Origin of the sequence: Flagellimonas olearia (genome assembly GCF_009184425.1) — a bacterium.
GTDB lineage: Bacteria > Bacteroidota > Bacteroidia > Flavobacteriales > Flavobacteriaceae > Flagellimonas > Flagellimonas olearia.
The window spans coordinates 679784-701784 of record NZ_WELG01000002.1 but is presented as its reverse complement, the minus strand read 5'-3'; the positions used below and the strand labels follow the sequence as shown (position 1 = coordinate 701784).

At 38.2% G+C, this 22001-nt stretch carries 19 protein-coding genes; 3 read left to right on the top strand and 16 right to left on the bottom strand.

Annotated features, from left to right (window positions below):
- Positions 1 to 4: 4 nt before the first annotated feature.
- The gene (locus F8C76_RS12490) at positions 5 to 1357 is read right to left on the bottom strand and encodes an undecaprenyl-phosphate glucose phosphotransferase (protein WP_152132012.1); all 1353 of its coding nucleotides are present in this window, start codon (positions 1355 to 1357) and stop codon (positions 5 to 7) included.
- Positions 1358 to 1581: 224 nt separating this feature from the next.
- Here F8C76_RS12490 and F8C76_RS12485 point away from each other — a divergent pair, with 224 nt between their 5' ends.
- Entirely contained in the window at positions 1582 to 2667 is a 1086-nt protein-coding gene (locus tag F8C76_RS12485) for a glycosyltransferase (RefSeq protein WP_152132010.1), read from the top strand.
- A 31-nt stretch (positions 2668 to 2698) separates the two neighbouring features.
- Here the strand turns inward: F8C76_RS12485 and F8C76_RS12480 are convergent, their stop codons facing one another.
- From F8C76_RS12480 to F8C76_RS12410, 15 genes are all read right to left on the bottom strand, one after another.
- Positions 2699 to 3898, bottom strand: coding sequence for an O-antigen ligase family protein (locus tag F8C76_RS12480; protein WP_170284023.1), 1200 nt, complete (start codon positions 3896 to 3898; stop codon positions 2699 to 2701).
- A gap of 5 nt (positions 3899 to 3903) precedes the next feature.
- A complete protein-coding gene (locus F8C76_RS12475; RefSeq protein WP_152132006.1) occupies positions 3904 to 4704 on the bottom strand; it encodes a glycosyltransferase in 801 nt (266 codons plus the stop codon).
- Positions 4697 to 5857, bottom strand: coding sequence for an O-antigen ligase family protein (locus F8C76_RS12470; RefSeq protein ID WP_152132004.1), 1161 nt, complete (start codon positions 5855 to 5857; stop codon positions 4697 to 4699). Before F8C76_RS12470 ends, F8C76_RS12475 begins: the two co-directional genes overlap by 8 nt.
- 242 nt (positions 5858 to 6099) lie before the next feature.
- Positions 6100 to 7197 (bottom strand): glycosyltransferase family protein, encoded by a 1098-nt coding sequence (locus F8C76_RS12465; protein WP_152132002.1) that lies wholly within the window; start codon positions 7195 to 7197, stop codon positions 6100 to 6102.
- Complete coding sequence (locus F8C76_RS12460) at positions 7194 to 8351, bottom strand: polysaccharide pyruvyl transferase family protein (protein ID WP_152132000.1); 1158 nt, start codon at positions 8349 to 8351, stop codon at positions 7194 to 7196. Before F8C76_RS12460 ends, F8C76_RS12465 begins: the two co-directional genes overlap by 4 nt.
- A 4-nt stretch (positions 8352 to 8355) precedes the next feature.
- Positions 8356 to 9399, bottom strand: a complete 1044-nt coding sequence (locus F8C76_RS12455) for a nitroreductase family protein (RefSeq protein WP_152131997.1) — start codon at positions 9397 to 9399, stop codon at positions 8356 to 8358.
- The gene (locus tag F8C76_RS12450) at positions 9374 to 10714 is read right to left on the bottom strand and encodes a flippase (RefSeq protein ID WP_152131996.1); all 1341 of its coding nucleotides are present in this window, start codon (positions 10712 to 10714) and stop codon (positions 9374 to 9376) included. The genes F8C76_RS12455 and F8C76_RS12450 overlap by 26 nt, the downstream gene beginning before the upstream one ends.
- Before the next feature lie 114 nt (positions 10715 to 10828).
- Positions 10829 to 11374, bottom strand: a complete 546-nt coding sequence (gene rfbC / locus F8C76_RS12445) for a dTDP-4-dehydrorhamnose 3,5-epimerase (RefSeq protein WP_152131995.1) — start codon at positions 11372 to 11374, stop codon at positions 10829 to 10831.
- Positions 11371 to 12243 (bottom strand): glucose-1-phosphate thymidylyltransferase RfbA, encoded by an 873-nt coding sequence (rfbA, locus tag F8C76_RS12440; protein WP_152131994.1) that lies wholly within the window; start codon positions 12241 to 12243, stop codon positions 11371 to 11373. Before rfbA ends, rfbC begins: the two co-directional genes overlap by 4 nt.
- Before the next feature lie 6 nt (positions 12244 to 12249).
- Entirely contained in the window at positions 12250 to 13311 is a 1062-nt protein-coding gene (gene rfbB, locus F8C76_RS12435; RefSeq protein WP_152131993.1) for a dTDP-glucose 4,6-dehydratase, read from the bottom strand.
- A gap of 59 nt (positions 13312 to 13370) precedes the next feature.
- Positions 13371 to 14147: a dTDP-4-dehydrorhamnose reductase gene (gene rfbD, locus F8C76_RS12430; protein WP_152131992.1), complete on the bottom strand. Its 777-nt coding sequence runs from the start codon at positions 14145 to 14147 to the stop codon at positions 13371 to 13373.
- 13 nt (positions 14148 to 14160) lie between these two features.
- Positions 14161 to 15162, bottom strand: coding sequence for a hypothetical protein (locus tag F8C76_RS12425; RefSeq protein ID WP_152131991.1), 1002 nt, complete (start codon positions 15160 to 15162; stop codon positions 14161 to 14163).
- Position 15163: 1 nt separating this feature from the next.
- On the bottom strand, positions 15164 to 16849 hold the full coding sequence (locus F8C76_RS12420; RefSeq protein WP_152131990.1) for a DUF6909 family protein: 1686 nt from the start codon (positions 16847 to 16849) through the stop codon (positions 15164 to 15166).
- Between the two features lie 56 nt (positions 16850 to 16905).
- Positions 16906 to 18402: a GH3 auxin-responsive promoter family protein gene (locus F8C76_RS12415; RefSeq protein WP_152131989.1), complete on the bottom strand. Its 1497-nt coding sequence runs from the start codon at positions 18400 to 18402 to the stop codon at positions 16906 to 16908.
- Positions 18403 to 19272, bottom strand: a complete 870-nt coding sequence (locus tag F8C76_RS12410; protein WP_116216671.1) for a M23 family metallopeptidase — start codon at positions 19270 to 19272, stop codon at positions 18403 to 18405. It abuts the gene before it with no gap.
- 167 nt (positions 19273 to 19439) lie between these two features.
- Here F8C76_RS12410 and tatA point away from each other — a divergent pair, with 167 nt between their 5' ends.
- Together tatA and F8C76_RS12400 are read left to right on the top strand one after the other, a co-directional pair.
- A complete protein-coding gene (gene tatA, locus F8C76_RS12405) occupies positions 19440 to 19634 on the top strand; it encodes a twin-arginine translocase TatA/TatE family subunit (RefSeq protein WP_116217611.1) in 195 nt (64 codons plus the stop codon).
- Between the two features lie 225 nt (positions 19635 to 19859).
- Positions 19860 to 21902 (top strand): OmpA family protein, encoded by a 2043-nt coding sequence (locus tag F8C76_RS12400; protein ID WP_152131988.1) that lies wholly within the window; start codon positions 19860 to 19862, stop codon positions 21900 to 21902.
- Positions 21903 to 22001: the final 99 nt, after the last annotated feature.

Below are 22001 nucleotides of genomic sequence, written 5' to 3'. Positions count from 1 at the left end.
ATGCTTAATATGCCTTGGCCTCTCCTTTGAAGGCATTGATAATAGTTTGAACAATGATCTTAATATCCAAGAACATGGACCAGTTCTCAATATAAAAAATGTCGAATTTAATCCGGTTAAGAATATCGGCCTCGGTTTCGATTTCTCCGCGGTATCCCCTGATCTGTGCCAATCCGGTTATGCCCGGTTTAACAAAATGCCTAACCATATACTTGTCCACACTTGTGGCATATTCATTGGTATGTTTGACCATGTGGGGCCTTGGACCAACCACCGACATTGTTCCAAACAAGACATTATAAAATTGAGGGAGTTCATCAATACTTGTTTTTCTGATGAACTTTCCAATTTTGGTGATTCTCATATCATTTTTGGTCGCCTGGATGTTGTCCGCATTATGATTGGGGGCCATGGACCTAAATTTATAACAATAAAACTCCCGGTTGTCTATCCCATTTCTTGTTTGTCTGAAAAAAACAGGACCCTTGGATTCCAAGGTTATCAAAATGGCCAAAATAGGGGTCAACCAAGAAAGAAGTCCAAGTATGATCATGAGCGAAAACACAATATCAAAACTTCTTTTTAGGAACGCATTGATCGGATGTTCAAGAGGGATATCCCGAAGGGACAACACCGGGATATAATCGTAATATTCAAATTTGAGTTTTTTGGCGAAGATGTTTTTATTGTCCGGGATAAACTTGAGGGTTTTTAGGTTATTATCCGCAAAGTTGATGAACTTGGTCAATTCTTCGTTCTTCAACTCGGAAACAGAACAATAGATTTCATCAACATTTTGATCTATAACATAATCAAAACAACTCTCAATGTTAAAGTTTTCGCTTTTGGGCGAAAACTGTTTAAGAAAATTATACCCAAACTCAGTCCTTTCGTTGAATACCTTTCGGAGTTGGTCGGTTTTTTTGTTCTTGCCCACAATTACAACATTTCTCAGGTTTCCTTTCACCCGATCCCGATACTCCATTAGCAAAACATAACCCAAAAGTTTTATTACCGAAACGATAAAAAGGACAATTATAAAATATTCGCCAAGTGCAAGTCTACTTATTACTGGCTGCTTGAAAAAACCAATAAAAGCATAGAGTGTCAAGAAAAAAAATATAAACTGAACAAAAATCAACCTAAAAATGTACGCTACCTTGGCAAACCTGTAAACAGTATAAAATTCATTCTTGATGGCAATCACAATCCAGGCAAGTGAGATGTAAACGTGAATTAATACGGGTGTCTGAAAGTTTATGGGTAAAATGTTTAGGAGTACATTCACCACAATCAAGTCTATGAAATAAGAGACTGGTGTAATTATGTTAGAGAATCTATGTTGTTTAAAAAGCATATATTAAAATCAAATCCCCTGTCTAGATTTAACAATCGCACAATATAAATTAGATGGACAACCTTATTTTGTAGAAGTAAAGATACGTCTTTGAACGATATACCACTATAAGATATAGTAGCCTGAAAAGTATATATCAGATATAGGCCCTGGCTTTTTGTTCAACTATATCACTCAACGAACATTTTAATTAGTTGTACTTTCATATTTTAGCAAAAAAAGCCTTGAGGGTAGTACATATTGTTGAAGCATTAGGAGGAGGTGTTTATACATACTTCAAAGATTTATCCGCATTTATTTCTGAAAATGAATCAGATATAGAGTTTTATCTGATATACAGCCCTAATAGAAAGGAAATTGATAAATCCAGAATAGAAGAAGATTTATCAAAAAGTTTTAAGATGATAGAGATTTCCATGGTCCGCGAACTATCTCTTTCAAAAGATTTCAGATCAACCCATAAAGTATACAAGGCTTTAAAATCAATAAGCCCGGATGTAGTCCACTTACATTCTTCAAAAGCTAGTGTAATTGGAAGAGTTGCAAATGCATTTCTTTTTAGAAAAAATACTGTTTTCTATACTCCACATGGTTATTCGTTTCTAAGAAAGGACATACCGGTCTATCAAACAAAAATATATTGGGTAATTGAAAAAGGAACACAAGCACTTTTTGGTGGTGTTACAATTGCCTGTGGCGACACCGAATATCTAGAGGCAAGAAAGATAGGCACATCCCTTTTGGTCAGAAACGGTATAAATACTGGCGAGTTTTTTAAGAAAATTGAGGCAAGAGGTCCCTTTTCTTTTACAATTGGTACCGTTGGCAGGATAAGTGAACAAAAAAATCCCTCCCTATTTAATGATATTGCCTTGAGGTTTCCTGAAATACAGTTTATTTGGGTAGGTGAAGGAGATTTAAGAAATCTACTTTACGCCAAAAATATTATTGTGACTGGTTGGGTAAATAGGGAAAAAGTTTTGGAATTTGTCCAGAAATTTAACATCTATGTCCAAACTTCTTTGTGGGAAGGACTGCCATTTACAATTATTGAAGCCATGATTCTAAGCAAGCCTATTGTTGCCACTAATGTAATAGGCAACAAGGATACGGTTAAAAATAGTTATAATGGCTATTTGTGTAACAACGTGATCGAATTCGAAAATGCAATTCATTCCATAAAAAATGATACAACATTGGAGGAATCTTTCGGTAAAAACTCCCATATAATGGCAAAGGAGCTTTTTGATCGCGATACAAATTTTAGAAAACTGATAGGTATTTATAGTTCAGCCTATACAAAAGGATAACATACGGCCATTTTATACAAAAAATGCAGGTCTATGTTTTCCTGCTTGATGTAAGTAACCCCAATATTCCAAACAGATAACACCCAAGTTGTCTATGAAGAACATTTTCTACCATAAAAAATGAAACAAATAATATTATAATGGAAATGCTGTGATAATTGTTGAACCTTTTTTTAAATAAAAAAATAAAATAAGCGGAAAGCAGAAAAAGAGGTCCTATTCCTACAGATAACCATAAATCAAGAAATTGATTGTGACTATTAAAACCTTCATTCAAATAATATTCTCTTTTTGATGGATTTGGAATGGTGTAGATATAACAATCAGATAGCTTTTCCTCTGATTTATTAAACCCCCCAACACCAAGAAGAGTAATATCCGCAGAAGAATTTAGAATGGACAATGAACAATCCCAAATTGTAAAACGAGGTTCATATACCTTGGCTTTCTCCAATGTTTTTTGAAAATTTTTTTCAATATAAAAACGCTTTTTAATGTTTCCATTAAAAGTGATTATTGCACCTACGAACAATAGTGTGCCCAATAAAAATAATTTTCTCCTTTTTTTATTTAAGTCCAATCTGTAAAGGCCTACGAGCAAAACAACCAAAATAGATATAATGGACATTTTAGCCGAAATGAGAAAGATGAAAACGAATGAAAGAAATGCGCTGAACAACAGAAGATTGGAACAAAAGTTAAAAGATTTAAAAATCTTTCTAAGCTCTAAGGACAAAATTATGTTCAAAGCACAAAAAAAACCCAAATAAGGTCTTTCCAATGTTAAGATTTGATTTACATATCTTGTATTCCCAAAAGGAAACGTTCCCTCATTAAAATAAAAGTGGAAAATAGAATAGAATGATAATACCAAACTGCAGTTAATGCCTAAAACAAACGCAATCTTTAAATAATTTAGGTTTGAGACAAGCAACCCAAAAAGGGGTAAAAACAAAAAAATGGAAAACCTCATCAACAGGGGAATGTCAGAGTTTAGTTCTCCATTGAACCCTATCATCAAAGCAACAAATAAATATAATGCCAATAAGATGCCGTTTTCACCCTTTAAGTAGCTATTCCAGCTGACTTCCTTAATCCTTAAAAAAAAAATAAAGGCCAAGGCCCCCAATAGAATGTTGGGAACTGCAACAGATAGTGGTAAGGCAAAAACCAATAAAGAAAAAACTACATCATAAATCTTAATTTTCAGGGTTTTCTCCAACTTCATCATAAGCATCATATTTTCTTCAGAAACAAAATGAAACTGTTTGGAAGAATATAAATTATACTATTTCTTATCAAGCCGTATATAGGATATATCCCCAACTTAAAATATCTCAATATCAAACGGAGGCGACTTCTAACCTGGGTTTTCCGCCTACTCATTGATATTCCAAATGGATTGAGTTCACAATGAACCAGATATTCGTCTATATTCCCTCCTTTAAAGTGTTGAAGTATCTCAAAAAAGAAAGCATAATCTTCAGCTGCCGGGTAATTTGTGGGATAATGCCCAACTTTTGTCAGCACCTTGCTCTTGAACATTATCGTAGGGTGAATAAACATTGCGTTTACATACATGAGACGCATTATTTTACCATGATCTATTGGCATTTCCAGATTATAGACATAGTTTCCGTCAGTATCAAAAAATTTAACAAAACTGCCAACAATACCCACTTCTTCATTCGAATCAAGATAATCCTTTTGGATTTGAAGTCTATTAGGTTGTGATAAATCACCACAATCCAATCGAGCAACATAGTTATATTTTGTGTTGGCCTTAATCTTATCCAACCCCAAATTCAATACATGCTCTATACCCTTGTTTTGTTCCAAATAAATAAAATCCAACTCAACAAAGTCAGGCTTTGACAAAACCAAAAGATTTTCGTCTATGTGATTTGTTGTGCTACCGTCATCCACAATTAGAACATCTATGAGAATATTCTCCTGAATCGACTTTATGGAGTTCAAAAGCCCCTGAAAGTTGTTGTAATGTGGTATAAGCACCACAATGTCTGATGTTCTACCCATTTTTAATAAAATTCTTGAGTTGCGTTTCCTTTTGCATGCGGAACAATAAAGACAAACAGAGCCAAAAACCAAAGACCCTAAAAGAGTCCACTTGAAACCAATTAATAAAATAACCTATAAAGGATACAATCAAAATCAATACGAAAACCCGTTCTTGGCTGTTACTCTTTCTAAAAAAGTTATATAATTTAATACAAACTAAAACCTGCATTGTAACAAACAGCAGAAGTCCAAATATCCCTGTTTCAGCCAGAATTCTAATATACAGATTAAATCCAGGAGGAAAAGAGCTTACTTCTTCATTTAAATACCATAAATCAAATTCATAATTGTCCTTGGTGGCCCATTTGGGGTAAAATTCCTTGTTATGGTATCCTTGTTGTCCAAAACCAACACCAAACAAAGGATGTTCCTTAAATACTTTAAGATTGGCATATTGCATTCCAAAACGGGTTTTGTTGGATATACTTGTAGTAAGGTTCTTTTTGAAATTCAATGTTTCAATCTTTTCTTTCATTGAAACAACTATTTTTCCTTTGGTAACTATCGTTAGTGATAAAAAGCCAATAAAAAACAGTCCCAAAAAATAAACAAAGTACCGTCTATATTTTTTGATATTGAAAACCAAGAGAAGGAATACCACTAGTTGTAATGCCAAAACCACCAATATTGTTCTAGACCCCGAAAAAAATGCCATGGCCATAACCCCCAATGTGGGTAAATATTTTTTAATGCCTTTTCCTGTCAAAATATAGCTGAACATCCAACCTGAAATTGTAAGCAGATAGATCGCTAAAAAAGGAGGTTCAAAACTAACTGAAGAAATTCTATTGAAATCACGATCAAGGCGTACTTCTGTGAAAGGGAAATAATTAAAAAGATCAAGAATAGAATTAAACTGTTCCTGTTTGAAAACTAAAATCAATATTTCCAAAGCAGAATATACCCACATTACTATAAATGTCCATTTAAATACTTTTCTGATTTTAAAAAATATTTCCCTTACGGTATACAAAAGCGCTACTTGATAAAAGTATGAAAGTAACAATACGCCCATAACGACCAGTACCATATATTGCTTTATAAAGCGGATAATGCCTGGCGTATACTTAAAATAATTACCTGAAATAGAGCTTACGTTTAGAATTGACACAAATAAGCAATAGCCAATAAAAACCAAAAGAAGGACATTGATCTTGCTCCTGTACGGTAAATAAATCCTATTATTTATAAGTCCGGTTATAAAGTATACCAGAATGCCCAAGGAAAAAAATAAAAAACTCGATTCTCGAGAAAACTCACCTAATTGAGGAATGCCTTCATAAGAGTTGAATGGAAGGAAAAAAAGGCCAAGGAAAAAAAGGCCAAGGAAAATTTTCCGCGTCGAAATCAATTTTACTGTTCTTTTATCTGGTTGAAGAACCTTAGTCTTTCCTTCTCTTTTGAGCTTGAATCAATAACCATTATCTCTCTTTCATCCACGACATAATCCTTATATTTATCTACATACGCCTCAATTATAGGAAATTGAATCAATTGATTCTTGTTGTCCGTTATTTTAAACGCAACATCTTTGCTTTCCATAAAATCCACATCATGATGCCCTAAGATTACAGGTAGTCCATATGCCAAATATTCCCTTACTTTAAGGGTGCTATCTATTTCTTTTCCAACCAAGTGATTACTAAAAGAACCAATCCCAAAGTTACTTTTAAGATAAACTTCTTCGAGCTTGGCTTTATCCAACCAACCCAAAAAGTTCAGATTAGGCAATCTTATTTGGTCAAAATCCTTTTGATAGTATCCCACGATATTAAAATTCCAATCTGGTTTTCTATTGGCCAATTCAAAAATCTTGTCAAGGCCATGCCATTTCATGTTGTTGCTACCAACAAAAACAAAACTAGGGCAATGGTTTGAAAATGTTTGCTTCTTTTTTCCACGGAAATCCTGAAGAGGGATGCCATTGGAAACAACCGTACTACTAATCTTATAACGGTCATAATATTTTAATATATCTGGGGAAACAGCCACAAGACCAGATACTGATTTCATTATTCTGTCTTTCCCAAACAGATAAATCCTCTTTTTTATGCTAGAATAAAACTCCATTTCCATAAAATCAACAGAGTTTAATTCCAGAATACTTTTATGTCTTTTTAAGATTGGTGTTATCCCGGGATACCAAATATTTTGTCTTATATAAAGAATATCTGGATTGAAATCCTTTAACTTTTTTCCAACCGTCCTACTTGTACTTATCTTGGTAAGATACGTTTTTAGAAAATGGTCTGGTAATTTGTTTAATAAAGAATTATTTAAAATTTGTCCGTTTAAAAATTTGTTCTTGGTCTTCTCCTTGGGAAAAGGCCAGATTATAAGAGGTAAAACGTCATGTCCTTCCGAGGACCAATACGATATTTGTGCATTGATTTTTTTTACAATGCCAGAGTTTACAAAAGGATTTACTTCAAGTAAATATGCTATTCTCATGAATCCAAGATTCCTTTTACTTCAGTCCACATTTGCTTATTCTTTTCCTTTAAAATCTTATTGGATTTTGAAATTCTTTCAACAAGATTATTTTTAAACTCTTTGTTTAAAAGATTTTTCATTTTTATCTCATACAGTTCATTGTTCGGCTTTTCAAATGAAAAATCACTGATTGAATATTCATCAAAAAGCATATTATATTTATGGGACCAGCCCAGCCCCAAACTTGGAACATTCTGTGACAAAGCAGAAACCAAAGCATGGTATCTTGAACCGATTATCATATTTGCCCCCCCTATGATGGATTTTAGCAACAACGTATCTTCTTCATAGTAAACAACAACCCTTTCAATGTCTTCATATTTCTGCTTAATACTATTAGCTAAATCTGTGTCTCCTTTACCTTTGTCATGAATCAATAAAATAATTTTATGGTCGGTTTCAGCAAGCAATAAATCAATAGATTTATAGACATAGTTTAAGTACATTCCTTCCGGCCAATACTCCCTTCCTTGATCCAACATTCTTTCGTTTGGCACAATACAAGTGTAATTTGAATAAAGGAATTTTTCCTTATTACTACTTGATATATTAATAGTTATGTCTGGGAACAGTTTTATCTTTTCATTATTAGTTAAGGACAAAAGCATGTCTAAGGAATTCTTATCCCTTGCAACTACTAAATCAGAGCTTTCTATGGCCTTAACCATATTCTCTTGAATTACTTTCCCCGAAAATGGACCGAACGCCTGCGGCAAAAAAATAAACTTTGCCTTATTCTTCTTGAAATATTGAATAAGGACATTGGCATTTTTTATTGTTTTTACTCCCCATTGGTCGCTATAGGCAAACCCAGAGATATCCAAAACGGCATGAATATTATTCATTTTCAGTTCTCCCCTGTATTGTTTTCTGAGATATTTCAATACTGAACCAAATCTAAAAAACAGATTAAACCCCCTAAAATCTGAAACATGTTTCAATGGATAATCAATAGTATTATAGCCCAATTCCCTTATTTGCTCCTTTGTGCCAGCACATGGGCTTAAATACAGCTTATATTGAGGGTGTTTCCCTAATTCATCAATTACTGATTTTAACATTAGATGTGCACCCTTATTAAAAAAATGTCCTCCGATGACCAATATGTTCATGTTTTCAATTCTTTGTTTTATTATAACTTCTTAATTCAAATAAATCCTTTTTTTCCGAAAATGGAACCAACGCGTCTTTGTCGGGGTGACCAAGTGAAATAAGCATTATGGGTCTTTCATTTTTTTCCAATCCGAGTAAACTTCCCATTTGGTTTTCAAACTTTTTAACATCTGGCCAATTTATTGGGCAGGAACTTAGTCCCAAGGTCTCCAACGCATACATGAATGACATTGAAGCCAGAGCACCGTCTATATAGATTACATGTCTATCTCTTTCATCAAAGTAAGCTTCCAGTGAACCAACCACTACAACTATTACAGGGAAATTATGACTAAACCCCAAAGTACCCCAACTAATGTTTGCCACCTTTTGAACAAGTTCCTTGTCGTCAAACACCCTAAATTCAAATGGTTGCCTATTACATGCTGACGGGGACAGGGAGGCGGCTTTTATCGCCTTGTCTATAAGCTCCCTGGAAACAGGTTTGTCTTCATACCACCGTACTGCTCTCCTAAGTTTAGCAAGACCCAAAAAATCTTCATAACTAACTTTCAATGTTTCAAAATTTCTCTTATAAGGTATTGAAGCTTTCTCAACATCCAAGTCATATTTATATTTTTCAAAAATCAATTTTGAACTATTTATCTTTGGGTTTTTTATATCTACCACCTCAAAATAGTGGTTTAAAACATCTGAATACCATTTTAAGTTCTTTTCACTTATCTCCTTCTTGGGACCCGTCATTATCTTTACATAGGAACCAACTGTTTCTTCAATATACTCCAAAGCGAAAACAGGCCTTCTTGGCTTCATAATTAATCCTTTTTCTATTCGGTGTATATTTCGTCTTAATAAATAAAACGCCTCTTTCTCGACTTCATTCTGGTGATAGTACTTTAACCTTCCCTTTACAACTGCCAAATGCTCTCTCCTGAACGCACTTGACAAAATAAAATAATAAAGGCTACTTGTAAAAGCACTAATTGATACTATTCGCAGAATGGATATCTGTAGAAATGCTCTAATTCTTCTCAAAAAAATTTTCATGCTTGAATATTAATCGACCGGGCAAAATAAGAGAGTTACAAAATATTATAAAAATAGGCCTGGTCTGTTTAAATAAACCAAGAACAAAAAATGAGGTTACCGAATAAGAGATAACAGTTGCTATTGCAGCTCCAATTCCTCCATACAAAGGTATTAACAAAAAATTCAAAATAACATTTATAAGTGCCCCTGAGAGTTGTGAAACAAGTGAAAACCTGTATTGGTCCTCTGCAATCAGCCATTTACTGAGCACTGCCCTCAGGAAAATGAAAACAGAGGACCAAATATGTATCTTCAAAATAATTGACGAAGCACTATATTCGACTCCATATAAGAAAACAATTACAACATTAGATATTAACGTTACTGCAATTGCCAACAGAAAAGCCATCCCAAAAAATGTATCGCATAATTGCTGCAGTCTGAACGTATATTCCTTTAATCCTTTGTTTTTAGCGTTCAGGATTGCTGGAAACAATGCATTTGTGATTATAAGTGGAATAAAGTACCATGCTTCCGAAAGTTTTACCGCTGCAGAATAAAGACCAAGTTCACTTTCGGACACCATGGATCCTATCATAACCTGATCTATCTTTAGATAGATTACCGCCGATAGCCCAGAAAAGACTAGAAGCCAGGATTTATTGGCCAACTCCTTAAGGATTGATAGGTCAAAAAACCAATTTAAAATAGAACCATCTTTTATAGAATAACTTATCACCAATGCAACGGCCACGAAAAAAGCCTCAATACTGTATAAAATTGCAAAACTGATCAATGGCGCTTCTTTTAGAATCAAAACTATTTTTATAACAGATCCCAAAACGAAGAATAGAGTTTTTAAAATAGAGGCAAGTTTTATGTCAATTTGAGATTCATACCAGCTGTTAATCACCAAAAAAGGTTGGGACAAAAGTGAAATAGCGACCAAAAGAATCATGTTCATCTCAATTTCACTCGTATATATACCTATATACCTTGAAAAGAAAATCAATAATAATACAATAAAAGCTATTATCAATTTTAATAAGAACGACGTGCCTAGAATACCATTTTTGTCGTCTGGATTATTGAACAATTCTTTAACCAGGATACCTTGCAACCCAAAGTTGACTATTGGGAGAAAAATTGCGGTGATTGCTATTGCAAAATTCAAAGCTCCAAAGCCATTAGGGCCCAAATACCTTGCGAGCCAAACACCTACCAGTAAATTAATTGAAAGACTGATAACTTTTTCAGAAGCCATCCACAGGGTGTGCTTTGAGTGCTTTTTTGCCCCTGTAGTAAAACTGAATTTCCATTTTCTATTATCCACCAACTTCTTAGCTTTTATTGCTCTTAATGAATTTAATTTCCCTAAAATTATGATTTAGGCTCGCAAGTAGCTCTCAGGTTCCTCCCAAAATCTCTTGTTTGACCTCAAAACTGTTCATAAAAATAAGGAGCTTAAGAAAGGCTGCGCTAAGTCCTTGCTCGAGGGGAAAACCTGGTTAGGTGGGTATTGCCAATTAATTCCCAAAACCTCATCATTATACCTAATGCCTCCCTCTGCCTCTTTGTTATAATAATTATCGCATTTATAAAAAAAACGGGCGGTTTCGCTGAGCACCAAAAACCCATGGGCAAAACCTCTGGGAACAAACAGTTGTCTTTTATTTTCACTGCTCAACTCCATGGATATGTGCTGGCCATAAGTTGGGGAGCCTTTGCGAATATCTACCACCACATCCTGCACCTTGCCTTCCCACACGGAGACCAATTTGGCCTGCGCATGCTCCCCTTTTTGAAAATGCAATCCCCTTAACACCCCTTTTTTTGAAAATGATTGGTTATCCTGTACAAAGTTTACTTCTTGACCTATGGCCTTACAAAACTCCTTTTGGTTAAAGCTTTCAAAAAAGTATCCTCTTTCATCCTTAAAAATTTTGGGTTCCAGGATAAAACATCCCTTAAGTTCGGTCTCAGTTACCTTCATCTTCCTTCTTTGTTCAGTATGCCCAACAATCTTTTTCCATACCCACTTTTCATCAGGGGTTGGGCCAATCCCTCAAACTGTTTTCTGTTGATGAACCCCATTTCATAAGCCGCAACTTCAATGGACCCTATTATAGAGCCTTGACGCTCCTCAATCACCTCTACAAACTGTGAAGCTTGCATCAAGGCCTGAAAGGTTCCTGTGTCCAGCCAAGCGGTACCCCTGTCCAAAATACTTACGCGGAGCTTACCTCGCTTAAGATATTCTTTGTTCACATCGGTAATCTCCAGTTCGCCTCGGGCACTGGGCTTGATGTTCCTGGCTATCGAAACCACTTCATTGTCAAAAAAATAAATGCCCGGAACCGCATAATTGGATTTAGGGGTCTGAGGTTTTTCCTCAATACTTGTGGCCTTCCCTTCTTCATCAAATTCTACCACACCATACCGTTGTGGGTCATTTACTTGGTATGCATAGATGATCCCTCCTTCTGGATCGTTATTGGACTGTAATAATTTTGAAAGCCCCGTTCCATAGAAAATATTGTCACCAAGAATCAAGGCCACCTTGTCTTTTCCAATAAAATCCTCGCCAATGATGAATGCCTCTGCCAATCCGTTAGGGGACTCCTGTACGGCATAGGAAAAGGAACAACCATATCTTTTTCCATCCCCCAACAGTTCTTGAAAAAGAGGAAGGTCTTTTGGGGTTGATATGATCAATATCTCCCTTATCCCAGAATACAGTAAGGTGGACAAGGGGTAATAAATCATGGGCTTGTCATAAATAGGCATCAGTTGCTTGCTCACCGAAAGGGTCAATGGGTGCAATCTGGTACCTGTTCCGCCAGCCAAAACAATTCCTTTCATGCTGCCTTATTGTTGATATTGTTTTTCATAATATGCTGTGTAATCGCCCGAAGTTACATGCTCCAGCCATTCCTGGTTGTTCAAGTACCAATCTATGGTCAATGCAAGTCCTTCCTCAAAAGTAACCGAAGGTTCCCAGCCCAATTCTTCATGGATCTTGGCGGCATCTATCGCATAGCGCAGGTCATGGCCCGGACGGTCCTTCACAAAAGTGATGAGTTTTTCTGAACTTCCGTCTGCTCGTTTCAGCTTTACATCCATCAATTGGCAAAGTAATTTTGCCAAATCAATGTTCTTCCATTCATTAAACCCGCCAATATTGTACGTTTCCCCTACCTTTCCCTTATGGAACACCAAATCAATGGCCTGCGCATGATCTTTTACATATAACCAATCCCGGGTATAGTTACCATCGCCATAAATGGGTAGTGGCTTATTATGGATGATATTGTTGATGAAAAGGGGAATCAGTTTCTCTGGAAAGTGGTTTGGCCCATAGTTGTTGGAACAATTGGATATCACGTAAGGCAATCCGTAGGTTTCTCCATAGGCCCTCACAAAATGGTCTGAACTTGCTTTTGATGCCGAATATGGGGAGTTTGGGCTATAGGGTGTGGTCTCCGTAAAGAGCCCGGTATCACTCAAAGCGCCATAGACCTCATCCGTGCTGATGTGATAAAACCGAAAATCAGGATTCTTCCTTGCCAAATCCAATGAGGCGTTCAAAAGATTTACCGTGCCCAATACGTTCGTTTTTACGAACGACAATGGGTCGGTTATGGAACGATCCACATGCGATTCCGCTGCCAAATGGATCACCCCGTCAAATTTCTTCTGAGAAAACAGTTGGCTAATAAAATCCGTATGGGAAATATCTCCTTTGATAAAAGAGTAGTTGGGAGCCGCCTCAATATCTCTCAGATTTTCAAGATTGCCGGCATAGGTCAGGGCATCAAGGTTGTGGATGTGATATTCCTTATAGTTTTCAACAAACCGTCGTACCACATGAGACCCAATAAAGCCAGCTCCTCCCGTAATCAATATGTCCTTTTGGGCATACTTTTTCATTAAAGCGTATTTAACATAAGCCTTTTTGGTGCCATAGTGCACCAAGAGCCAACCTTTGGCTAAGACAGAACACTGTTCTTTGGTCTTCTTGCGAAAGTACGATAATTCCTATCCAATACAAGGTTGGCCTTGTCACTCAACCCATTTTCGTTCAATATCTTTTGGGCAAAATCGTACCAGGTCATGGGCACACCATCAGTGCAATGATAGGTGCCATACGGCTTCTTTCCTCTTAAAATATCATCTATGATGAATTTGGCCAACGTCTCTGTGTTTGTAGGACAGCCTTTTTGATTATCGGTCACACGAAGATTATCGCCTTCCAATGCCTTCCGTAGAATGGTCCGATAAAAATTGTGCCCATACTTTTTGCTGTAAAGCCAAGATGTCCTAACAATGAAATGATTGGGTAAAGTCTTTCGGATATATTCTTCCCCCTTTAATTTGGACTTGCCATACACATTGATGGGGTTGGGTTCATCTTCAACAGAATAGGGGGTTTCCTTCTCGCCATCAAATACATAATCTGTTGAAATATGGATCAATTTCACCTGATAGGCCTTACAGGACAGTGCCAAATTTTTGATCCCCTCAGAATTTACCAGATATGCGGCATCCGGGTTCTTCTCGGCCTGCTCTACATTGGTATACGCTGCACAGTTGATACAGTATCCGTATTCTTGATTTTTGAAAAGGTCGGAAACCAGTTGCTCATTGGTTATGTCCAGATCCGCTGAAGTCTTAAAATCAAAAAGCAGATTTTTTGAATTTGGGGCAAATTCCCTGAGCGTTCTCCCCAATTGCCCGTCTGAACCAGTAACAACAACTTTTTTCATTTTTTTGAGGCCTCTAATCTCCTGCTTCCATTTCGGCAGCCTTTTTGTTAAGGTACAGAAGAAAGGAGAACAAAAAGAAACCTGCCACCAAAACAAGAGGAATAAGGATTATCTTTTTACTGAAAAACGCTTTACTTACCTGATGCGGGGTTCCAAAATTTATTACGCCAATGGGATTGGTGAGTTCTGAGAGTTCAATCTTTCTGTCCTCTGTGTCCTTTATCAACTCTGTCTTTAAATTAAGAAGTGCTGCAACATTCACTCTTTCCTCATTCTGAAACAAGACCTGACCTGAACCAATCGAGCCTTCCTGTTTACTTAGGTTTGAAGAGTAATTTTTAATTATGGTGTCTATCTGAGAAATCAAAACCTCATTTTTATTGATTCTCTCCTTTGAATTGGTAGCTTGGATAAACACAAGTTCCTTAAAATATTCATTGGAATTTATATAATCCATTAATTTTCTGGCAATCTTATCACCTCCAACACTTTTATACTCAAACGTTATTCTATGGTTGAGTTCTGTCTGATTTAGGACTTCTTCCCGCAGAATATCAGATATCAAATCCGTTTTTTCAAACTTTTGTAGTACTTCCAGATATTCCAATTCTCCATCAGCAGCTTTCTCAGCATCTTTTTTAACCGGTTCTATTGAAATTTGAAACCCTTTTAAATCTTCACTTGAGATTCCCAATTCTTGGAAAAAAGCTTCATTTTGCACCTTTATATTGGCCTCAATTTCCGAAACTACATCATATAAGTAGTCCTTGCTGTGCAGATATGGTCGAACAATGACATCAACCTTGAGCTTTTCAGTTGAAATAAACTTTAGACCATATCCTATGGCTGCCCCCAAAATAACGAGTCCAAAAAGGACTATGGCATTTTTTTTAAGATAAAGAAAAAGACGTAAAAAGAGTGTCCCAAGCTTATTGAAACCTTTTTCAACTAGTTGAAACAATTGCCTCAAGTCTATCTCATCCGAGGTGTTTTGATGTACTGGTTGGTCTGCCATGTTATGAATTGAATATTTGTTTTAAAATCCTGTCCGTTATCAAATAAGTGGGTTTTACCCCTGTTGTCCCCAAACCTCCAGAGGCCAAGGTGCTCCCTGTCTCCAAGGGATTGTCCGAAGCATAATACGCATATCTTACTTTCACATCCTTTTTTATGCTCTTCCGAATCTGGGAGGCCGATTGGATTGCCTTTTGATAATGCACCCCTTCCATTTCCAATCCTATTACGTTCCATGTGGATTCATGAAAGAATCGAAGAATATCCTTGTTTTGCAGGGATGTCCCTAAAACCGTTACCATGGCTCCCTCCAAAACTTTTAGGCCGTTTCCTTCAAAATCCGAGGCGCACAACTCATTGCGAAACGGATAGTTGTCTGCCGTTCCTTCAAAAATATGTGCCGATGGAATCATCAAATCACCCTTGCCCCCTTCCAAAATACCGGCCTTGCCCATAATGGAAACCGAATCCACGTTCAAAAACCATTTTTGATCTCCTTGTTCAAAAGGTTTTAACAGTTCATCAATGGTCTCATACGCCTGCTCGCCAAAGGCATAGTCCATCACAAATATAACTGGTTTTTGTTCTTCCAAAATACCTTCGGGCAAATCATAGCAACAAGTGCCCATACCAAATTTGGCAGTGTCGAAAATCTGTACGTCTATATTCGCTCCAGAGGTATCATCCAAAAATAGCATGCCATTTTTCTCGGCGGCCGACTTCACTTTTTTGTTAAGGCTTTTGTTTTTTGCTGCGCTCAACGCTTCAAAAACCTCCAATGATTTGGTGTTTGGAAAATCCTTTGCCAATGCTTTTTTGGCAAAAAGGGAATTCATGACACTGTGCATATTAGCACTTATGATGTGAAGGGGTCTATTTAGAAGGTTATTGTCCTTTAGGGTCTGCTTAATCATGTCCGCCCATCGCTCCCCATGGATATGATGTCCCAATCGTTCCCTGAGTAAAGGGCTAAACGTGATGGTTCGCTTGTTCCCCGTGGTTTCTTCCTCTATGGCCAACTTCCCCAGCCAATGAATCACATTGAGGAATTGATCTGGACTCTCAGGAGTGGCCAGTTTATTCTGAATCTCCACAACCTCATCAAAGGTCCTTCCCAAAATATTGGCAGCATGGATCAAGGCTACTTCACGTTCATCATCCCCTTTTTCCTCGCTTAAGACAAAACTGTTCAGCTTGTCCCAATCGCGAATGGTGGCGTTACCTTCATCTACCAAGACTCTTTTACAGATTTTCCCGGATTCAATGAACAAAAAGGTAAGGTGGGTAAGAATATCATAGATGTCGCTACGGCCCCGTGTGATCTCAATGTTCATCTGCTCCTCGTCAATCCGGTAGCAGTTTCTTCTCCGTTTGGGAGGGACTATAGGTTTTAAATGGGATTTGGAGTACCCCTCGTCCGAAGTAAGGTTAATAAACCTACATTCCTCGATGCCATTGGGCAAGCGTTCCAAAACATAGATAAGGCCGTTCAACTCCGCTTTATCTTCCGCAACGGTACCGTATATTTCTGGTCTTAATAGTAAAAGTGCGCTTCTGAGTGCATTGCCCGAAACCCCAGAAGGTTTATAAAATCCCCTATTGAGCAAATGTCGCATGGTAATGTACAATCGCTCAATGGCATTGGTGGACTCCTGGGCCCTAGTGGTCTGTTTTATTTCGGTTGCCATAATGAATTCTGGTAAAAATACATGAATTCCTACGAAAGTTGCATGCTTCCCAGAATCTATATTTTGAAGGGTTCCAGTCCATTGGCCACTTTTCTGTCGTTGGAAAGCCGCTGTACTTTGTTCTGACCCCCAAGTTTACCAAGGGTCTTCATGTACTCCTGAAAACCTCCCTGTTGTACGGGGGCAATTTTTAACGGTTGCAGAATATTACCCGTTATAAGATCGTCATAGTAACTGTTCTGCTTCCTCATACTTTCTTCAATGACCTTACAAAATTTTGAGGTGTCCGAAGGTTGCCTTTCAAACTCTATGAACCATTCATGATAGGGCAGCTCACCGTTCTCCGGGTCTGTTTGGGGCGCCACCGTGAATTCATTTACCAAGGCATCGGTTTGTTCAACGGCCACCCGAAGGGCCTCTTCCACCTCCTTGGCAATCACGTGTTCCCCAAAAGCCGAAATAAAATGCTTAATGCGGCCCGAAACAATAATACGGTAAGGATCTTTAGAAATAAACCGAATGGTATCCCCAAGGTTATAGGCCCATAAGCCTGCATTTGTGGAAATGACCATGGCATAATCAACATCCAACGCTACGTCGGCTATGGTCAACCGCTTGGGGCTTTCGGAGAAAAATTCATCGGCCTTTATAAATTCGTAGAAAATTCCAGAATCCAGGAGCAATAGCATACCCCTTTCTTTTTGTGAATCCTGATATGCAAAAAAACCCTCGCTGGCTGGAAACAACTCAATACTGTCCACCTTTCTCCCGATTAGATTCTCAAATTTGGCCCGGTAGGGTTCATAGTTTACCCCGCCATAAATGAACAACTGAAATGCTTTGAAGAGTTCCCCAACTTTTTTCCCGGTCTTGGTGTTCAGTTTTTCAAAATACATTTGTACCCAAGACGGAATGCCCGCAATAACGGTCATGTTCTCATTTTCGGTCTCCTCAACAATCTTGTCAACTTTCGCCTCCCAATCCTCCATACAGTTGGTTTCCCAACTGGGCAAACGGTTCTTCTGCAGATAATTGGGCACATAATGGGCGGAAATCCCAGAAAGCCTTCCCAGTTTGATCCCGTTTTTTTCCTCCAAAATGGGACTTCCTTGGAGAAATATCATTTTTCCATCCACAAAATCAGCCTTTCCAGTTTCATGGATATAGCTCAATATGGCATTACGGGAGGCTTCTACTTGGTGCTTGATGGAACCTTTGGTAATGGGGATGTACTTTGCTCCAGAAGTAGTTCCCGAAGTTTTGGCAAAATAGATGGGTTTTCCTGGCCAGAGCACATCATCTTGACCATCCAGTATTTTTTGGACATATGGTTTCAGTTCTTCGTAATCCCGAACGGGAACCTTATCTACAAAACCTTGATGAGATATAATCGTCCCAAAGTTGTGGTCCATACCAAATTGGGTCTGGGCGGCTTGGGAAACAAGCTCTTGGAACACCTTGTTCTGGGTTTGTACGGGATGCTTTGCCCATTTTGCAGTTTTACGGACAATGCGCTTGGCAAAGAGTTTTGCGGCAAATGCTTTTAAGGACATTTAATCAAAATCGATATAGTTCAAAGGGTCTACAGGCTTGCCCTTTCTCCAAAGTTCAAAATGTAGGTGGGGGCCCGTGGTCAGCTCCCCTGTATTTCCAATCGTTGCGATTACTTCGCCCGCTTTGACCAAATCGCCTTGGGACTTACTCAACGAACTGTTGTGTTTATAGACTGACGTGATTCCATCCTGATGTTCTATTATGATCACATAACCGGTTTCAGAAGTCCACTCCGCAAAGAGAACAATTCCATCCGCAATGGATTTTATGGGTGAGTCTTTGGGTCCCAACACATCAACCGCAAAATGTTTCGCCTTGGGGTCAAAGGTCTGCGAAAGCGTTCCGTTCAATGGGGAAAAAAGTAACGTGCCCACATTTTCCATGTTTCGCTCAAAAAGATTGTACTTGTCTTCCAGCTCTACTTCTTCCCGAAGCAATAGATCCTGACGAATGGGTGTCAAGTCCACTGTTGAGGGGTCCAATTTATATTGCTCAAAAAGTGAATCCCTGTTGGCTTCATTGTTCTCAATGTCACCTCGCAGGACCTTGCGGACATTTTCTAAATACCCATTGGTATAATTTAGGACATTCACCAAAGAATCTGTTTTATAAGTCAATTCTGTGGCCTGCCGCTTCAATCGGGTTGAGGAATATCCCGGGATGTACTCGCGAAGGGGGGTAAAAGCAATAATTAGTGTGGTAAGGCCTATAAGTACTATGATGAACAGCATCCCGGTAACAAATACGTTTAGCCTGCTGAGCTTGAAAGAAATTTTTTCCTCAAAGGTGCTTTCATTGAGAATGACCAAGCGATACTTGTGCAGTAGCTTTCGTTTGATCTCTTTTCTTTTCTTCTTGTCCTTAGCCATAATCAACAAAGATACTCTTCCATTTTAATTTTGATGTTAAGCTTTTTAAAATACTGCAACTGCTATAATGCTAACAATATCATCCTCATTTGCTAATTTTCGTTAATCCGATGGCTCTTACAGTTCTTTTTAGTAATTTTACGTTTCACTTTAAAGGTTTTGACATTATGATTGCTCAAACTATTTTTCTTGGTATGCTAGGTCCATGGCAAATTGTGCTTATCGTGGTCGTGGTTCTTTTGCTTTTTGGAGGCAAAAAGATTCCTGAACTGATGAGAGGCCTAGGCAGTGGTATCAAAGAATTTAAGGATGCGTCCAAAGAGGAGGAGAAGTTGGAAGGAGGAAACGAATCCAAATCATAAGCCTTTCTTCCCGCTTATTTTATGGGCGTGTAAACCCTTGTATTTAAAGGGCTTTTCGATAAAGAACCACATTTTTGTCGCCTACACGCCATAAATTCACTCTTTCACAACAAAAAGTTAGCCCAGCTTAATCCTTATTCTATTTTAGCGTTTGAAAACGACGTTAGGCTCTCTTTGCTTAGCCTCCAGTTGGTCATAACAAATCAACTGCGCAGACAGAGTGGAATGAATAAACTAATACTACCTTTTCTTCTTTTACTTACTCTTGGGGTACAATCCCAAGAAGTGTCCTTCGTGCAATTTGAGGAGGATGGAGTTACCCTTTCCCAAGAAGACCCCATTTCGGACACAAAGTATTTGGATGACCTTGACAATAGGCAACTGGCCAACTATGCCCGGAAAAAAGGTATGGCCGCAAAGCTCATAAAAAAAGGGGATGAGTTCTTCGATAAGATGTGGTATGCCGAAGCGGCCCGATTATATGACATCGTTCTTGAAAAAAGTGGCGTAAAGCACACTTTGGAACTGCTTTCAAAAGCAGGGGACTCCCATTACTACAGTGGAAATCTGGAAAAGTCATATATCTGGTACAATGAACTCTACCAATTATATCCCAATGATATCACCGAAGACCATTTTTATAAGTATGCCCATAGCCTAAAGGGCACCGGAAAATATCGTAGGGCGGCAAAACTTACCAAATTGTTCCGTCAGAAAAGGGACGAACCCCTTAACGAATTGGAAAGTACCGTTACCAATACTTGGAAGGGCACCGCATCTGTAGAAATCAAGAACCTAGCGATAAACTCCAGATACTCTGATTTCTCCCCAATGTTCCATAAAGATTCTGAAGTAGTGTTCGCGTCGGCTAGGGATACCTCTTTCCTGACCACCAGAAGATATAAATGGAACAATCAACCCTTTTTGGACCTATATGTGGCCAAAACCAATTCCAAGGGAAATGATCTATTTGGAGCCCAAAAGCTTTCAAAAACCGTCAATACCAAATACCACGAAGCTTCAGTAGCTTTTTCCCCTGACCAAGAAACTATGTACTTTACGCGGAACAACTACGGTAAAAAACTAAAGCGCGGAAAAAACGGCATCAATCATTTAAAGATATACACCTCCAAATTTGTAAACGGGGAATGGACCGAAGCCAAGGAAGTGCCCTTTAACAGTGAAAACTATTCCACAGGACATCCATCCGTAAGTCCTGATGGCAAAAAGATATATTTTGTTTCTGATCGCCCGGGAGGGTACGGACAAACCGACGTCTATGTGGCGGATATTTTGGAAAATGGTTTGTTTTCCGAACCCAAAAACCTTGGAAGAACCATCAACACGGGAGGCAAAGAGATGTTTCCTTATGTCACGGAGAGCTCTCTATATTTTTCATCCGATAGGGCTATGGGATTTGGAGGGTTGGACATTTATAAATCTGATGTTGCCCAAGACAACTTCAGTCCGGCCTATAACCTTGGCCAACCTATAAACAGCAGCAGGGACGACTTTTCCTATATTATTGACAGCAATGGTGAGAAAGGATATTTTGCCTCAAACCGAAAAGGAGGTAAAGGGGATGACGACATTTATTCCTTTAGATATACCCTAAACCGAAACGTAATTGCGGGAATGGTGAAAGATTATCAAACGCAAGAGCCTATTTCTGGAGCCAGAATTGTTTTGTTCAATCAAGAACAGAACCAAATGGCCGAAGTTATCACCGATGAAGATGGCAGCTACCAATTCAGAAATCTTGACCCGACATCCGAATATACCATCAAGACGAGCAAAGATGGATATTTTGAAGATGTACGCAACGCCATTACCAAGAACAATGAGACCATTGAGGTTGCCCAATCCCTGAAAAAGCTCAAAGAACTCATCGATGAGGAAAAACAACAGGTAGTCTTGGAGCCTGAGGCCATCCATTTTAATTTTGATCAGTATAGTATACGACCCCAAGCGGCCAAAGAGCTGGACAAATTAGTGGCTATACTCCGTGAATATAAGAATATGGTCATTAAGATAGAGGCGCATACCGATGCCATTGGTCCTAGGGTATACAATAAATATCTTTCGGACAAACGGGCCAAATCCACTAGGGATTATATCATATCCCAGGGCATTGACCCTTCCAGGATTGAAAGCGCCATTGGCTACGGCGAGGAACGATTACTCAATAATTGCACCGATGGAATACGCTGTACACGAGAAAGACATCAACAAAACCGGCGATCGGAATTCATCATAGTTCGTCAGTAAACCATAGCGCCCCGACCATATCGGGGCTTTTTTTTGCCTTTTTCTTCCGGTTGTTACCATACATCGACAATTTCCCTCGCCAAACAACACGCCTCTTTG

What these genes read in the sequence shown, in the direction of transcription:
- F8C76_RS12490 (WP_152132012.1), bottom strand. Translation starts at nt 1,357, where the DNA reads ATGCTTTTTAAACAACATAGATTCTCTAACATAATTACACCAGTCTCT.
- F8C76_RS12420 (WP_152131990.1), bottom strand. Translation starts at nt 16,849, where the DNA reads ATGGCAACCGAAATAAAACAGACCACTAGGGCCCAGGAGTCCACCAAT.
- F8C76_RS12410 (WP_116216671.1), bottom strand. Translation starts at nt 19,272, where the DNA reads ATGGCTAAGGACAAGAAGAAAAGAAAAGAGATCAAACGAAAGCTACTG.
- F8C76_RS12400 (WP_152131988.1), top strand. Translation starts at nt 19,860, where the DNA reads ATGAATAAACTAATACTACCTTTTCTTCTTTTACTTACTCTTGGGGTA.
- tatA (WP_116217611.1), top strand. Translation starts at nt 19,440, where the DNA reads ATGATTGCTCAAACTATTTTTCTTGGTATGCTAGGTCCATGGCAAATT.
- rfbD (WP_152131992.1), bottom strand. Translation starts at nt 14,147, where the DNA reads ATGAAAAAAGTTGTTGTTACTGGTTCAGACGGGCAATTGGGGAGAACG.
- F8C76_RS12460 (WP_152132000.1), bottom strand. Translation starts at nt 8,351, where the DNA reads ATGAACATATTGGTCATCGGAGGACATTTTTTTAATAAGGGTGCACAT.
- F8C76_RS12480 (WP_170284023.1), bottom strand. Translation starts at nt 3,898, where the DNA reads ATGATGAAGTTGGAGAAAACCCTGAAAATTAAGATTTATGATGTAGTT.
- F8C76_RS12415 (WP_152131989.1), bottom strand. Translation starts at nt 18,402, where the DNA reads ATGTCCTTAAAAGCATTTGCCGCAAAACTCTTTGCCAAGCGCATTGTC.
- F8C76_RS12455 (WP_152131997.1), bottom strand. Translation starts at nt 9,399, where the DNA reads ATGAAAATTTTTTTGAGAAGAATTAGAGCATTTCTACAGATATCCATT.
- F8C76_RS12475 (WP_152132006.1), bottom strand. Translation starts at nt 4,704, where the DNA reads ATGGGTAGAACATCAGACATTGTGGTGCTTATACCACATTACAACAAC.
- rfbA (WP_152131994.1), bottom strand. Translation starts at nt 12,243, where the DNA reads ATGAAAGGAATTGTTTTGGCTGGCGGAACAGGTACCAGATTGCACCCA.
- rfbC (WP_152131995.1), bottom strand. Translation starts at nt 11,374, where the DNA reads ATGAAGGTAACTGAGACCGAACTTAAGGGATGTTTTATCCTGGAACCC.
- F8C76_RS12425 (WP_152131991.1), bottom strand. Translation starts at nt 15,162, where the DNA reads ATGGCAGACCAACCAGTACATCAAAACACCTCGGATGAGATAGACTTG.
- F8C76_RS12465 (WP_152132002.1), bottom strand. Translation starts at nt 7,197, where the DNA reads ATGAGAATAGCATATTTACTTGAAGTAAATCCTTTTGTAAACTCTGGC.
- rfbB (WP_152131993.1), bottom strand. Translation starts at nt 13,311, where the DNA reads ATGAAAAAGTATGCCCAAAAGGACATATTGATTACGGGAGGAGCTGGC.